This is a genomic window from Streptomyces sp. NPDC012466, from assembly GCF_042955215.1.
In the GTDB taxonomy this organism is placed as follows: domain Bacteria; phylum Actinomycetota; class Actinomycetes; order Streptomycetales; family Streptomycetaceae; genus Streptomyces.
In genome coordinates, this window is sequence record NZ_JBIBEQ010000002.1 from 944,245 (window position 1) to 959,366 (window position 15,122).

A 15,122-nucleotide genomic window follows, 5' to 3' on the forward strand; every position below is an offset into this window, starting at 1 on the left:
CGGCGGGCCCGTCAGAGCACCCGGCCCGCCTCGTCCTTGAAGGCGTGCGTCCAGTAGTGGCGGGCCGGTCTGTCGGCGGTCGCACCCGTCGGGTCGACCGTCGACAGGACCTGAAGCATCGTCATGGCCAGCTGGTCGTAGGTGTCGGTCGTCAGCTCGTGGGACGACTGGGCGTCTATCGCACGCTCGCGGTGCAGGAGCCAGAGGGTGAAGGCGAGGGTCGACACGTCCGTGTTGAGCGGGTACAGCGTCGCCTCGGGTTCGCTCCAGTTGAGGACCGCGCCCGTCGCGCCGTCGACGACCAGGCTGTTGTCCTCGACCAGGTGGCCGAGGCGGATCAGGCGGTGGGACCCGGCGGGAAGCTCCGCCGGGGCGTCGGTGTCGGCGTGGTACTCGGCGAGCGTCGCCAGGGGGACGTCCGTGTCCAGGGAGAAGACGTGGGCGTCCTCCGGGAGGCCCACCTCGCGCAGGAAGCGGCGGGTCGGCTCGTGCGTGAGGGTCGCGGGGAAGTCGACGTCCTCGAAGCGCGCCACCTTGCCGGGGCCGAACTCCTGGTCCAGGAGGCGATGCGGGAGGTCCAGGGAGAGGCCGGACGTGCCGCCCCGGCCCGCCACCAGGGACAGGGGGCGGATCAGTGCCGCCATCTTCCAGAACGGGGCCGGTTCGCCGTCCGCGCCGTCGCGGAACACCGCCAGCAGGTGCTGGGACGCCTCCGCCACCGCCTTGGGGCCGTAGCGGCCCGCGTAGGAGGCGAACTGGCCGCGCAGGCCCGCCAGTTCGTCCGTGGCCTCCGCGAAGCGGACCAGCGTCCGCAAGGAGGGGGCCAGGGGGCGGCGGTCCATCGGGCCGGGGCGGTCGTGCAGGACGTACGCCGTCGAGATCTCGCCCGTCGCGCCGTCGAGCAGGACCGACTCCGTCTCCAGGCCGCCGGGGCCCAGCAGTCCGCCTATCACCAACTGCTCGCGCAGCTCCGCCGAGAGGCGGTCGTCCGGGTCGGCCGTCGAGTCGGCGACCGTGCGCAGGCCCTCGCGGCTCAGCTCCGCGAAGCTCAGCACACCGCTGTCGCAGGGGAGTCCGGGCCCGGTCAGCCAGTGCCGCGTGGACGCGTGCGTCACCCACGGATCCAGCTCGGACTCGGTCAGGGTGATCACCGCGGAACCGGCGTCGGTCATACTCATGGGCTCCCCCGCATGTGCTTGCTCACCGTCCCCTGACGGAGCACGGCGGACCGCCCGGCCCAGCCCGGCAGCCGTTCCCCACTGCCCAGAACAGTACGCCCCACCACTGACAACGCCCCGGAACAGCGACGCGCGCCCGACGACCGCGCCGCGTCACCTCACAAGACGCTCGGAGCACCCTCGCGCGTTCCCTTTCCGCCGAAATCGCTTTCATTCCCTGGCGCGGCGTCGGTTGCACGCGGGCGGAGCGGAGTCCGGTGCGCGGGGTCCGGGCGGGCCCCGCGGGCGGCGGGGGCCTCAGGCCCGTTCCGTGACCACCGCGGCCTGGGGGCGGATGGGGAGGCGGTTCACCGGGCGGCCCGTCGCGGCGCGGACGGCGGACGCCACGGCCGCCGGGGACGTCACCACCGGCACCGCGCTGACCGCCTTGGCCCCGAAGGGGGCGACCACGTCCCGTTCCTCGACCAGCCGGACGATGCGGATGTCGGGCGCGTCGAGGGCGGTCGGGAGGGCGTACCCGGTCAGGTCGGGGTGGCGGATCAGACCGCGTGGCGTGCGGAGGTTCTCCGTGAGCGCGATGCCCACGCCCTGGGTCACACCCCCCTCGATCCGGGCGGTGAGCTGGGCCGGGTTCAGGACGCGGCCCACGTCCTGGGCGACGGCCAGCTCCACGACCCGTACGGAACCGATCTCGATGTCGACGTCCACCACCGCGCGGATCGCGCAGAAGGCCATGCCCACGAAGGCGTCGCCCTGGCCGGTCTCGTTCAGCGGCTCGGTCGGGTGCGGGCGGCACTGGGCGGTGGCCCACAGTTCCTTGCCGTCCAGCGCCTCGGTGACGGTCGTGGAGAGCACCCCGTCGTACGACGTGATCTTCCCGTCGGTGATCTGGAGCAGCTCCGTCGACATGCCGAACTTGTGGGCGAGCGGCTGGAGGAGCTGGGTGCGGACCATCTTGGCCGCGCGCTCCACCGCCCCGCCCGAGACCCAGGTGTGCCGGCCGCGGCAGCCCGCGCCCGCCGGAGGCTGGTCGGTGTCGACCGGCGCCACGTGCACCTCGTCGATGCCGAGCGTCTCCTGGACGATCTGCCGGGCCAGCGTCGTGAAGCCCTGGCCGGTCTCGACGGCCGCGCACAGGACCGTCGCGACGCCGTCGTGGACCTTCACGGTGGCCGTGGAGACCTCGTCGGCGCCCTCCGCGCCGAGCATGTGCACCATGCCCACGCCGTAGCCCACGCCCCGGCGCACCGCGCCCGGTTCGCCCGCGCCCTCGGGGCCGCCGGGCAGCAGCCACTCGTCCTCGGGGGTGTCCTTGGGCAGCGGCGGGAGGGGGAAGTCGCGTACGGCCTGGAGCAGTTCGGCCACGGGGGCGGGGCAGGTCACCGTCTGGCCGGTCGGCAGCACGTCGCCCGTCGCCAGGGCGTTGCGCAGCCGCACCTCGGCCGGGTCGATGCCGAGCTTCTTGGCGATCTTGTCCATCTGCGCCTCGTAGGCGGCGCAGACCTGCATCGCGCCTTCGCCGCGCACGTGGCCGGACGGGGGGTTGTTGGTGCGTACGGCCCAGCCCTCGATGAAGGCGTTCGGGACGACGTAGGGGCCGCAGGCGAACGCGACGGCGGCGGCCAGGGCCTCGGAGGAGGTGTCGGCGTAGGCACCCGCGTCGAGCAGGATCTGCGCCTCGACCTTGACGAGTCTGCCCTCGGCGTCGGCGTGGTGGCGGTAGCGCAGCAGGGTGGGGTGCCGGTGGACGTGGCCGAGGAAGGACTCCTCGCGCGTGGCGGTGAGTTTCACCGGGCAGCCGGTGCGCAGCGCCAGCAGGCCGAGCGGGAGCTGGAAGCCCTGGTCCTCGCGGTCGGCGGTGGCGCCGGGGACACCGGTGACGACGACCTTGACGCGCTCGGGCTCCAGGCCGAAGGCGGCGGCGGCCGCGTCGCGGTCGGCGTGCGGGTCGGTGGAGGCGAGATACAGCTCCACCCCGCCGTCCGGGCGCGGCACGGCCAGGCCCGCCTCGGCGCCGATGGGCGCGGGGTCCTGGCGGCCGATGCGGTACAGGCCCTCGACGACGATCTCGCCGGCCGCCTCCGGGTCGCCGTGGCGCAGCGGGATGTGCCGGATCAGGTTGCCGTCCGGGTGCAGCGGCTCGGCCTCGAAGGCCTGCTCCGGGTCGGTCACCGGGTCGAGCACCTCGTACTCGACGATGACGGCGGCGGCCGCCATGCGCGCGGTGTCCGGGTGGTCGGCGGCGACGGCGGCGATGGGTTCGCCGTGGTGGCGCACGACCTCGGAGGCGAAGACCGGGCGGTCGGCCTTGCCGCGGCCGTGCAACGGGCTGCCGGGGATGTCCTCGTGGGTGACGACGGCGCGGACGCCGGGCATCTCGCGCGCGTGGGTGGTGTCGATGGACAGGATGCGCGCGTGCGGATGCGGTGAGCGCAGCACGGCCGCCCACAGCAGGCCCTCGGCCCACAGGTCGGCGGCGTACGGGAAGGTGCCCTCCGTCTTGGCGCGGGCGTCGGCGGGCGGGAGCGAGGCGCCGATGCCGTGCGGGAGGGGTTCGGGGGCGGGGGCGGCCTCCGCGGCCTGTGCGGTGGCTGCTTCGTTGCTCACGCTGGGCCTCCGTCCTGGCCGTAGGGCTGGTCGTGCGGGTCCGGGGAGTGCGGGGTGTGCGGTTCCGGGGGCGCTCCGAAGGCCGACGCGTTCACGCCACCGGCGCCCGGGCCCGCCTGGTGCGGGATGCGGGCCTCGTCGGTGTCGCCGTCGGCGGGCGCGGAGTGGGCCTCGCGTTCGGCGACGACTTCCTTGACGGCGTCCACCACGCCCCGGTAGCCGGAGCAGCGGCACAGGTTGCCGCACAGTGCCTGGCGGGTCTCCAGCTCGCTGGGGGCCGGGTTGCCCTCCAGCAGGTCGTGCAGGGTCATCGCCATGCCGGGGACGCAGAAGCCGCACTGCACGGCGCCGCAGCGCGCGAGCGCCCGCTGCACGTCCGACGGCTGCCCGTCCTCGGCCAGACCCTCGACGGTGCGGACCTCGCTGCCGGCGGCGGTCACGGCCGGGACGAGGCAGGACGCCACGAGCCGCCCGTCGACCTGGACGTTGCACGCGCCGCACTCGCCCTGCGAGCAGCCGTCCTTGGCCCCCGCGAGTCCGAGCCGCTCACGCAGCACGTACAGCAGGGACTCGCCGATCCACGCGTCGGTGACGGGGCGGTCGGTGCCGTTGACGCGCAGGGCGTAGGAGGCGAGGGGGTGTTCCTCCTGGGGGGCGGCACCGGGCGGGGCGTCCGGGGTGCCGGCCGGGTCGGTCGCCGGGTCCTCCTTGGGAGCCTGGCCGTCCCGGGTCTCGCCGTCGGCGGCATCCGTTCCGGTGCCGGCGTCCGCCTCCGCCGGGGCCCGCAGGGGCCCGGCAGCGGCCTCGGAGGGGCCGTCAGCGGCCTCTGGGGCCCCTGGAGCGTCCTCGGCGGTATCGGCGGGCTCACCGGACCCCAAAGCGGACTGTGAGGTCTCCTGGGCGTCTTGAGCGCCCTGAGCGTCCCGCGGAAGCGCGGCGGCTTCCGCGTGCGCCTCGTGCACGGATTCCGGGAGGAACTCGCCGGGGGCCTCCGCGTACGGCTCGGGCGCCTGAGCGGCGGGCATCGGGTGACCGACGGCACCGGACGGGTCCGGCCCGTGCCCGGCGAGGCCGTCCGCCTCCGGCCCCTGGTCGGCGGCACCAGCGGACTCGGGCCCGTGGTCGGGGAAACCGGCGGCCTCGGGGCCATGGCCGAGGGCGCCGGCCGACTCCTGCCCCTGGCCGGCGAAGCCGTCGGACCCCGGCCCGTGATCGGCGAACTCGGCGGACTCCGGCCCGTGGTCGGCGAATCCGGCAGGCTCCGGCCCGCGGTCGGCGAACTCGGCGGACTCCGACCCGTGGTCGGGGAAGCCGGCGGGCTCCGGCCCATGATCGGCGAACTCGGCGGACTCCGGCCCGTGGTCGGGGAAGCCGGTGGGCTCCGGCCCGTGGTCGGCATAGCGGGACGGCTCCGCCGTGTGGCCGGTCGCCCCGGGGTCCTCCGGCGCGTACTCCGACGGCTGGGGCGCGTGAGCGGCGGTGGGCGTCTGCGGACCGTGCCCGGCGTTCCCGGACGGTTCCGGCGCGTGGCCGAACTGCCCGGTCCCGTGCTCGGGGCCGGTGTCCTCGTGGACTCCCGGTGCGTGGCCGTCCTGCGGGTACCCGGCCTCGTCCGGGCCCGCCTCCTGCGGCAACGGCCCGGCGGCCTGCTGGTCGGGGGCGTATCCGGAGGCCGGTCCGGCGTCGGCCCGCCGTCCCTGTCCGTGCCCCTGCTCGTGCTCGTACTCGTGGGGGTAGCCCGGCTGCTCCTGCGCCGCCGTGTCCTGCGGGTCCTGCTGCCCCCACGGCCGGCCCGCGGCCTGCGTGGCCCACGGCGCGGGCGCACCGCCCGGCAGCGTGGCCGGCGGGGTGCCGCCCCACTGCTCGACCAGTGAGGACGTGGTGAACTCGCCCGATTCGTCCGGGAGGTCACCCCCGGCGACAGGGATGGACCACTGCCCCGTCACGTCGTGGCCGGGCGCGGCGGCGGCCGCGGTCTCCTCGAAGTTCCACTGCCCGGTCGCTGCCGGGTTGTACGTGAACCGGTCGTCCCCGGCGTGCTGCCGCGCCCCCGCGTCGGAGCCGTAGGGCGTCCCGGGGTCGTACGGCGTGTCGGGGCCGTACGGCTGTTCGGGCAGGTCGTGGCCCTGCTGCTGGTGCGCGCCGTGTTCGTGACCGTGCTGCTGGTGCCCGGCGTTCGGGTCGTGCCACTGCGCCCCGTCGGCGGGCGCGCCCGGCACCGGCCACGCGCCCGTGGCCGCCGGGTCGGTTCCGGCCGTCGTCGCGGGGGTGACCGTTATCTGCGGCGGCACATAGCCGTGGCCCGGCGCGGCGAGGGGGCTGTCGGCGGCCAGCAGGGCGTCGACGCCCCCCTCGGGGAGCTCGACGAAGGCCGTGGCGCCGTCGTCGTACTCGCCCTGGGGCAGCGGGTCCCAGCGGCTGCCGCCCCGGGGTGTGCCCTCTCCGTGCTGGTCGTCGGTCACGACAGCGCCCTCCCCAGTGCTCGTCGGGCCAGCGCGGCGACGGTGCGCCGCAGGTGCAGTACGGCGGGCGGAAGCTGCGCGACCGAGCCGTCCTCGGCCGGCGCCGCGTCGGGGATGCAGGCCGCGGCGACGTACTCCCCGAACGCGCTCAGCGCCTCCGGCACGAGCGCCCGGTTGTTGTCCCAGTCGATGAGGCCGCCGACCCACTGCTCGGCGTCCAGCGGCCGCAGCGGCATCGGCGCTATGGCGCCCACCGCGCAGCGCACGCCCCGGCGCGCGGGGTCCAGGACCAGGGCCACGGACGCCACCGCGCGCCCCGGACCGGTCCGGCCGGTCGCCTTCAGGAAGACCTGCGGGGCGTGCAGCAGCGGCACGCGCACGTAGCCGATGAGTTCGCCGGCGCGGAGCATGTCCATCCCGGCGAGCAGGTGCGACACGGGGATCTCCCGGCGGGCTCCGCCCGGGCCCGCGATGATCAGTGTCGCCTCCAGGGCGGCCAGCACCGGCAGCGCGTCCCCGGTGGGGGCGGCCGAGGCGATGTTGCCGCCCAGGGTGCCCGCGTTGCGGATGTGCGGCGGGCCCGCGGCACGCGCGGCGGCGGCGAGCGCCGGGATGAGGGCCGCGAAGTCGGGGCGGCCCATACGCGCGTGCGTGAGACCCGCGCCGAGCAGCGCGTGACCGTCGAGGTACTGCCAGCCGCGGATCTCCTTGATCCGCCCGAGGCCCACCAGGGCGGCGGGCCTGAGCTGCCCGGAGTTGACGGCGGCCATCAGGTCGGTGCCGCCCGCGACGGGCACGGCGGCGGGCACGGCGGTGAGTGCCGCCACGGCCTCGTCCAGTGTTGTGGGCAGCGTGACGGCCTGCGCCGCCTGCGGTGCGTGCGTGGTCAAACCGGCTGCCCCTTCCCGCTGCCCCACCTGGTCCCACCTGTGCTGCCGTACGGTACGTGCTGACAGGGCGGACGTGGCAACTCTGGCACATCTTGGCGAGCGCCGAAGACACGGGTCCGCTAGGAGGCATTCGCCCACCTCACCGGCGAGATGATCCGTTTTCGTACAGGTTCGCCACTGCGTGCCGATTGGCACTTTCGGTGACCCTTGTGCGCTTTTTCCGTGGCCTGTTCGAGCTGTTCGGTCGCGCCAGGCGCCACTACCGGCTGGGCGGCGGGCCGTCGATCGGGCGGCCCAGGACCCCGGGACGCCGCTGCCAGGGCAGCGGGCCCGTGGGCGGCCGGTAGGCGACACCCAGGGCGTCGAGCCGCCGGTAGTGGACGCTCATACGGCGCTCGAAGCCGGCGAAGTCCCGTTCCGGCGGGGCGGGCAGGGCGCTCCAGGCGACCTCCGCGAAGGCCGCGAGGCGGGGGAACGCCTGGTAGTCCACGCGTGGCTGGTCCTCCATCACCTCCGTCCACAGGTTGGCCTGGGTTCCCAGCACGTGCCGGGCCTCCTCGGGCGTCAGCTCCGGCGGCACCGGCTCGAACCGGTAGACGTCCTCCAGGGTGCGCACCCACCCGATCGGTACCGGCTCCTCGGGGCCCGCGTCCTGACGGTGGTCCAGGTACACGTGCTGCTCGGGGCACATGACGACGTCGTGGCCGGCCCGGGCGGCGGCGATGCCCCCGGCGTAGCCGCGCCAGGAGGACACGGCGGCGCCCTCGGCGAGACCGCCCTCCAGGATCTCGTCCCAGCCGATCAGCCGGCGCCCGCGCTCGGCGAGCCAGGTGCCGAAGTGCCCGATGAACCAGGACTGGAGTCCGTCCTCGTCCGCGAGTCCGAGTTCCCTGATGCGCGCCTGCGCGGTCCGCGACCTCCGCCACTGGTCCTTGGGGCATTCGTCGCCGCCGACGTGGACGAACTCGGAGGGGAACAGCGCGAGTACTTCCTCGAAGACGCCCTCGTAGAAGCGCAGGGTGTCGTCCGTGGGGGCGAGTACGTTCGGGTTGATTCCCCAGGTGTCCCAGACGGTGAGGGCGGTGGTGTCGATGACGTCGGTGTTGCCGAGTTCCGGGTACGCGGCGATGGCGGCCTGCGAGTGGCCCGGCACGTCGATTTCGGGGACGACGGTGATATGCCGCTCGGCGGCGTAGGCGACGATCTCCCGGATGTCGTCCTGGGTGTAGTAGCCGCCGTGCGGCTTGTCCTCCCACAACGGCGAGGCCCGGTGGCCGGTTTTCGTGCGGGCGCGCCAGGAGCCGATCTCGGTCAGCCGCGGATGCCGCCTGATCTCGATGCGCCAGCCCTGGTCGTCCGTCAGATGGAAGTGGAAGACGTTGAGTTTGTGCGCCGCCAGCAGATCGAGGTGACGGAGCACGCCTTCCTTGGGCATGAAGTGCCGGGCGACGTCGAGCATCGTGCCGCGCCAGCGGAACCGGGGGGCGTCCTCGATCGTGCGGTACGGCACGGCCCAGGCCCGGTCGCGGCCGAGCGGCGCCCTGCGGAAGGCGTCGGGGCCGAGGAGCTGCCGCAGGGTCTGGGCGCCCCAGAAGACACCGGCCGCGCCGCCGCCCTCGATGAGGACGCCGTGCCGGTCGCTGACGAGGCGGTACTCCTCGGGGCCGAGCCCGGGGGCGAGCCGGAGGGTGACGCCGTCGGTGTCGCCGGGCTGCCTCCCCTCGTGCAGGGGCAGGCCCGTGGACTGCCCCAGGACGGTGCGCAGCCAGTGGCCGACGCCCTCCGTCCCGGCGCCGGCGTCGAGCCGGGAGCGGGCCGTCAACCGCACCTCACCGGTGGTGGCGACGACGCTGCGGGGTTGCGGAACCAGTTCGGTCACGTCAGTCCTTCACCGCTCCGCCCAGTCCGGAGACCAGGCGCCGCTGTACGAGTACGAAGAAGACCAGGACGGGAACGGTCATCACCGTGGAGGCGGCCATGACTCCGCCCCAGTCCGGGTCGTCGGGCTTGTAGAAGACGAGCAGGGCCATCGGCAGCGTCGACTGCGTGGTGTCACTGATGATGAACGACTTGGCGAACAGGAAGTCGTTCCAGGCGGAGATGAACGAGAAAACGCTGGTGGCCACGAGACCCGGCAGGACGAGCGGGAAAAGGATCTGCCAGAGGAATCGGGCCCGGCTCGCCCCGTCGATGCAGGCGGCCTCCTCCAGCGCCTCGGGAACGGCTTTCACGAACCCCCGCAGCATCCAGATCGCGAAGGGCAGCGAGAAGGCGATGTGGGGCAGGATCAGCGAGCCCAGCGTGTTCAGCTGACCGGCGTCCCGCATGAGGAAGAACAGGGGGATCGTGAGGGCTTCCACGGGCACCGTCTGGGCGACCAGAAACATGATCAGAAGGGTGGTCCGCAGGCGGAAGCGGAATCGTGTGACAGCGGTCGCGGCGAGAAACGCGATCAGCGCGGAGGCGATCACGACACTGCCCGCGACGACGAGGCTGTTGAGGAAGTAGCGGCCGAATTCCTGCTGCCCGAAGACGCGCCGGAAGGAATCCAGGGAGGGCGTGAGCGTCCACGGCCTGGGTTCGCTGGACTCGATCTCCCCGGCCGGTTTGAAGGCGCTGAGCACCATCCAGTAGAGGGGGAAGGCCACGACGACCGCGATCAGCAGGGCGGAGGCCTCGGCGGCCAGCCGGCCCGGGCGGCGCACCCGGGTGCGGAGCGGGTTCACAGTTCCTCCCCCTGACGGCGCAGCAGCCGCAGGTACACCAGCGTGACGGCGAGCAGGATCAGCAGCATCACGACGCCGATCGCGGAGCCGAGCCCGTACTGCGAGGACGCGAAGGCCTGCTGGTAGGCGTAGACGTTCAGGACGAGGTTCTGGCCGGCGATGCCGCCACCGTTCGTCATGACGTAGATCTGTGTGAAGACCTTGAAGTCCCAGATGACCGACTGGATCGTCACGACGACCAGGATCGGCCGGAGCATCGGGGCGAGCACCGACCGCCAGATCCGCCACTGCGAGGCGCCGTCGAGGGCGGCGGCCTCCAGCACTTCTCCGGGTACGGCACGGATGCCGGCGTACACGGTCACCATCACGAACGGGAAGGAACACCACACCACTTCGAGCAGGACCAGGAGGAAGGCGCTGAGACGGCCGTAGGTCCACGAGTGGTCGCCGAGGCCCAGCATCCGGTTCACCGGGCCGAAGTCCGGGTCGAAGAGGAACAGCCACACCGTGGACCCGGTCACGGCCGGGGTGGCCCACGCGCCCAGGGCGGCCAGCATCAGCGCGAGCCGCGGTACGGCCCGGACGCGGGTGAGGAGGACGGCGAGTGCGCATCCGGCCGCGAGCGTGGAGACGACACAGGCCGCCGCGAACAGCACGGTGGCGAGCAGCACCTGCCAGAACTGCGGGTCCCCGAACAGCGCGGCGTAGTTGGCGAATCCCTCGAAGGTGGCCGGCTCTCCGCCGCTGACCTGCGCCTGGGTGTACCGGAAGAAGGAGATCAGCCCGAGCTGGTAGATCGGGTAGACGAGCAGCCCCCCGAGCACGACGAGCGCGGGCGCGAGGTACAGCCAGGGCGTCCAGCCGCCGGCCGCGAGCGGGGACCCGCCGGGCGCGGCCCGACGCGGGCACGGCCGGGCGGGCGAACCGTCGCCGTGCCCGGTGCCGCGCTCGGCGGCGGAACCCTTCCGGGCCGTTCCGGCGGGGGCCGCCCCGGGCGCGGTGAGGCGGCCCGGCGCGGGCGGGGGAGGGGAAGCCGGCGCGGGTGCCCGGCCGACGTGCGGTCGGCTTGCGGCTCGCGCCGGGGGCGTCCCCGCGGGCACGGTCGGGCTCACGCCGTTCCCAGCGGCATCGCCACCGGCCGGTCCGGGCCCTGCCGCAGCGGCAGCGGATTCCGTGCGGTCGTTCATCGGGTTCACCCCGCGGAGACGAACGCGGTGTTCATCTTCTTCGCGGCGTCCTCGGAGGCCTTCGTGACGTCCTTCTTGCCGCTGATGATCTCCTGGAACATCGTCGGCAGGACCAGCGAGGAGTCGATCTGGGCCCAGGCGGGTGACGCGGGGACGAACTCGGTGCCGGCGGAGAGGGTCTGCACGAAGGGCTTCACGAACGGCTCCCGCCGCGCGGCCTGCGCCCGCACGTCCGTGAAGGTCGGCAGGAAGCCCATCGCGTCGAAGAGTTCGCTCTGCGTCTTCTTCGAGGCGAGCCGCTCCATCAGCCGGACGGCGAGTGTGCGGTGGGAGGTGCTCTTCAGAACGCCGATGTTGTTGCCGCCCGCGAAGGCGGGGGCGATCGAGCCGGACTTCACCCCCGGCAGCGGGACGACGGCGTACTTGCCCTTGACCTTCCCGGCCTCGACGGCGGTGTGGCTGAAGTCGCCGCCGATCGCCATGCCCGCCTTGCCCGCGGCGAACGCGGAGATCGTGTCGTTGCCGCCCATGCCCGCGCACTTGGCGGCGGGGCAGTTGTCGTCGCCGAAGAGCGACGTGTAGGCCTTGATGCCCTTGCGGGCCTCGGGGCTGTCGATGCGGGACGCGTACGAGCCGCTCTTGCCGCTCGCGAGTGCACCGCCGTTGGCCCACACGAACGGCATCGCGCCATAGGTGTAGGCGCCGCCGACCACCAGTCCGTACAGCTCGGGCTTCGCGGCGCGTATCGCGCGGGCCGTGGAGGCGAGTTCGTCCATCGTCCCGGGGACGGACAGGCCCAGCTCCTCGAAGACGTCCGTGCGGTAGTAAAGGGCGCGGACGCCGACGTAGAACGGGGCGCCGTAGAGCCTGCCGTCCACCGTCACCGACTGCTTGGCCGTCGGGTCGGTGTCCTTCGTCTCGCTCCAGTCGCCGAACTCCTCGGTCACGTCGAGGAGTCCGCCGTCCCTCACGTAGCCGGCCGTGTCGGTGTTGCCGTACTCCATCACGTCGGGAGCGGAGGCGGGATCGTTGAAGGCGGCCTTGACGCGCTGGGCGCGGGTGTCTACGGGGATGTACTCGACGTCGACCTCGGTGCCCTCGTGGGCCTTCTCGAAGTCGGCGACGACCGAGTCGACGACCTTCTCCTTGGGGACGTTGCCGACCTCCTGGAAGAGCCACACGCGCAGCGTGCCGGTCTTCTCGTCCTTGTCGGAGGAGGAGTTCGAGGAGGTCTGGGGCGCGCAGGCGGTGGCCAGGAGGGTGGCGAGCGCGGTGAGTCCGGCGATACGGACGGACAGCTTCATGGAGTGCTCCTCCGAGGGGGGCGTTGCAACATGCGCAATGAAGGTTTCGCTGTGCACAACACCCTGGAGGCTAGGGACTGCATGAACACGCCCACAAGAGGTCTCCACCACTCTGTGACCGGCAGACGCACCCCGCGCAACGCCCGGACAGCACAAAAGCCCCCAGGGCGCGCGAAACGCGCCCTGGGGGCTTCACGCCCCGCGGGGAGGGCCTACTTGTCGCCCTTGCCCTTGTCGTCGTCGCCGGAGCTCATGGACTCGTAGATCTCCTTGCACATGGGACACACGGGGTACTTCTTCGGGTCGCGGCCCGGTACCCAGACCTTGCCGCACAGCGCCACGACGGGGGTGCCGTCGAGGGCGCTCGCCATGATCTTGTCCTTCTGGACGTAATGGGCGAAGCGCTCGTGGTCACCGTCACCGTGCGAGGTCTGCGGCGTCGGCTCAACGAGGGTCCCCGTACCAGTCCCGCGCTCGGGCTCGAGAGTGCTCATAGGGCCAAGGGTACTGAAGCTCACACGCATCAGTTGAGCGACGGGTCGTCCGGGTACGTCGCCACCATCGCCAGCTCGTTGCGCTGGCGGCGCAGCACCTCGCGCCAGAGCCGCTCGGGAGACGGGGACGAGACGTCACCGGGCTCCGACTCCACGACGTACCACGCGCCGTCCACCAGCTCGTCCTCCAGCTGGCCGGGGCCCCAGCCGGCGTACCCGGCGAAGATGCGCAGGGAGCCGAGGGCGGAGGCCAGCAGCTCCGGCGGGGCCTCCAGATCGACCAGACCGATCGCGCCGTGCACCCGGCGCCAGCCCAGCGGGGCGGCCTCGCCGGACACGCCGCCGGGGACCACCGCGACGCCGAGGGCGGAGTCCAGCGACACCGGGCCGCCCTGGAACACGACACCCGGTTCCACGGCGAGATCCCCCCAGCCCTCCAGGATGTCCCCCACGTCCACCGGGGTGGGCCGGTTGAGGACGACACCGAGGGAGCCCTCCTCGTCGTGGTCGAGGAGCAGCACCACCGCACGGTCGAAGTTCGGGTCCGCCAGGGCGGGGGTGGCCACGAGCAACCGCCCTGTGAGCGAGGACACCTCGGTCATGGCAGACATGATCCCGCATCTTGCCCTCGCATGGGGAGGCAATGCGGCAGAGGCGGGGAACGCGGCCACGAATCGAAGAGGTCGCCTGGTAAGGCCTCGGTTGAGGGTGGCGAGGGCAGACGGGCGGGCACACCGGAGCGTCCCCGGGGCACGGAAACCGGCCGTGACCCCATGTGCCCGGTTCGGAACGGTTCGTGTTGTGACAGAGCTATGACGTGGCTGGGGCTCACTCAGGCTTACAGAAGGGGGGTGGTGGGCGATTACCCTTTCCCTCCTGGCCCCTGCCCGACTCCATGGAACGCGAGATTCATGACCGTCAACGACGATGTCCTGCTTGTCCACGGCGGAACCCCGCTGGAGGGCGAGATCCGTGTCCGCGGTGCGAAGAACCTCGTACCGAAGGCCATGGTCGCAGCGCTGCTGGGCAGCGCCCCTAGCCGGCTCCGCAATGTTCCGGACATCCGCGACGTTCGAGTCGTACGGGGTCTGCTGCAACTGCACGGTGTGACGGTCCGTCCGGGTGACGAACCCGGCGAACTGGTGATGGATCCGACGCGCGTGGAGAGCGCGAACGTCGCTGACATCGATGCCCACGCGGGGTCGAGCCGTATTCCGATCCTGTTCTGCGGACCGCTGCTGCACCGCCTCGGACACGCCTTCATCCCCGGCCTCGGCGGCTGCGACATCGGCGGCCGGCCCATCGACTTCCACTTCGAGGTGCTGCGGCAGTTCGGCGCGAAGATCGAGAAGCGGGCGGACGGCCAGTACCTGGAGGCGCCCCGGCGGCTGCGCGGCACGAAGATCCAGCTGCCGTACCCGTCCGTCGGCGCGACCGAGCAGGTGCTGCTGACGGCCGTCCTCGCGGAGGGCGTCACGGAGCTGGCCAACGCGGCCGTCGAGCCGGAGATCGAGGACCTCATCTGCGTGCTGCAGAAGATGGGCGCGATCATCGCGATGGACACCGACCGGACGATCCGCATCACCGGTGTGGACCAGCTCGGCGGCTACAACCACCGCGCCCTCCCGGACCGCCTGGAGGCGGCGTCCTGGGCGTCCGCGGCGCTGGCGACCGAGGGCAACATCTACGTCCGCGGCGCCCAGCAGCGCTCGATGATGACGTTCCTGAACACCTACCGCAAGGTGGGCGGCGCCTTCGAGATCGACGACGAGGGCATCCGCTTCTGGCACCCCGGCGGCCAGCTGAAGTCCATCGCGCTGGAGACGGACGTCCACCCGGGCTTCCAGACCGACTGGCAGCAGCCGCTGGTGGTCGCCCTGACCCAGGCCACGGGCCTGTCCATCATCCACGAGACGGTCTACGAGTCCCGCCTCGGCTTCACGTCCGCCCTGAACCAGATGGGCGCGCACATCCAGCTCTACCGCGAGTGCCTGGGCGGCTCGAACTGCCGCTTCGGCCAGCGCAACTTCCTGCACTCGGCCGTCGTCTCGGGTCCGACCAAGCTCCAGGGCGCGGATCTGGTCATCCCCGACCTCCGCGGCGGCTTCTCGTACCTGATCGCGGCGCTGGCGGCCCAGGGCACGTCCCGCGTGCACGGCATCGGCCTCATCAACCGCGGCTACGAGAACTTCATGGAGAAGCTCGTGGAGCTCGGCGCGAAGGTCGAGCTGCCGGGCAAGGCGCTCGGCTGATCCCGCCGCAGCGGCGCAGGCA

The 15,122-nt window shown here is 72.8% G+C and carries 11 protein-coding genes; 1 reads left to right on the plus strand and 10 read right to left on the minus strand.

Annotated elements, in window-relative coordinates; all coding sequences use genetic code 11:
- Nucleotides 1–11: 11 nt before the first annotated feature.
- The 10 genes from ACFY9E_RS11890 to ACFY9E_RS11935 form a co-directional block, all read right to left on the minus strand.
- Nucleotides 12–1,178, minus strand: a complete 1,167-nt coding sequence (locus tag ACFY9E_RS11890) for an SUKH-4 family immunity protein (protein WP_390981816.1) — start codon at nt 1,176–1,178, stop codon at nt 12–14.
- A 297-nt stretch (nt 1,179–1,475) separates the two neighbouring features.
- Entirely contained in the window at nt 1,476–3,785 is a 2,310-nt protein-coding gene (locus tag ACFY9E_RS11895; RefSeq protein WP_390981819.1) for a molybdopterin cofactor-binding domain-containing protein, read from the minus strand.
- Nucleotides 3,782–6,247: a 2Fe-2S iron-sulfur cluster-binding protein gene (locus ACFY9E_RS11900; protein ID WP_390981822.1), complete on the minus strand. Its 2,466-nt coding sequence runs from the start codon at nt 6,245–6,247 to the stop codon at nt 3,782–3,784. Before ACFY9E_RS11900 ends, ACFY9E_RS11895 begins: the two co-directional genes overlap by 4 nt.
- Nucleotides 6,244–7,137 (minus strand): FAD binding domain-containing protein, encoded by an 894-nt coding sequence (locus ACFY9E_RS11905; protein WP_390981825.1) that lies wholly within the window; start codon nt 7,135–7,137, stop codon nt 6,244–6,246. Before ACFY9E_RS11905 ends, ACFY9E_RS11900 begins: the two co-directional genes overlap by 4 nt.
- Nucleotides 7,138–7,396: 259 nt before the next feature.
- Nucleotides 7,397–9,016, minus strand: a complete 1,620-nt coding sequence (locus ACFY9E_RS11910) for a family 20 glycosylhydrolase (protein ID WP_390981827.1) — start codon at nt 9,014–9,016, stop codon at nt 7,397–7,399.
- Between the two features lies 1 nt (nt 9,017).
- Nucleotides 9,018–9,863, minus strand: coding sequence for an ABC transporter permease subunit (locus ACFY9E_RS11915; protein WP_390981830.1), 846 nt, complete (start codon nt 9,861–9,863; stop codon nt 9,018–9,020).
- A complete protein-coding gene (locus ACFY9E_RS11920) occupies nt 9,860–10,711 on the minus strand; it encodes an ABC transporter permease subunit (RefSeq protein WP_390982086.1) in 852 nt (283 codons plus the stop codon). Before ACFY9E_RS11920 ends, ACFY9E_RS11915 begins: the two co-directional genes overlap by 4 nt.
- Before the next feature lie 344 nt (nt 10,712–11,055).
- Nucleotides 11,056–12,354, minus strand: a complete 1,299-nt coding sequence (locus tag ACFY9E_RS11925; RefSeq protein ID WP_390981833.1) for an extracellular solute-binding protein — start codon at nt 12,352–12,354, stop codon at nt 11,056–11,058.
- Nucleotides 12,355–12,566: 212 nt separating this feature from the next.
- Nucleotides 12,567–12,848, minus strand: coding sequence for a DUF3039 domain-containing protein (locus ACFY9E_RS11930; protein WP_003990595.1), 282 nt, complete (start codon nt 12,846–12,848; stop codon nt 12,567–12,569).
- A gap of 29 nt (nt 12,849–12,877) precedes the next feature.
- The gene (locus ACFY9E_RS11935) at nt 12,878–13,450 is read right to left on the minus strand and encodes a YqgE/AlgH family protein (RefSeq protein WP_390982089.1); all 573 of its coding nucleotides are present in this window, start codon (nt 13,448–13,450) and stop codon (nt 12,878–12,880) included.
- A 309-nt stretch (nt 13,451–13,759) separates the two neighbouring features.
- Here ACFY9E_RS11935 and murA point away from each other — a divergent pair, with 309 nt between their 5' ends.
- Nucleotides 13,760–15,100 carry a UDP-N-acetylglucosamine 1-carboxyvinyltransferase gene (gene murA / locus ACFY9E_RS11940; protein WP_390981836.1) on the plus strand — a complete coding sequence of 447 codons (1,341 nt, stop codon included), beginning with the start codon at nt 13,760–13,762 and terminating at the stop codon, nt 15,098–15,100.
- The last annotated feature ends 22 nt before the right edge of the window (nt 15,101–15,122 follow it).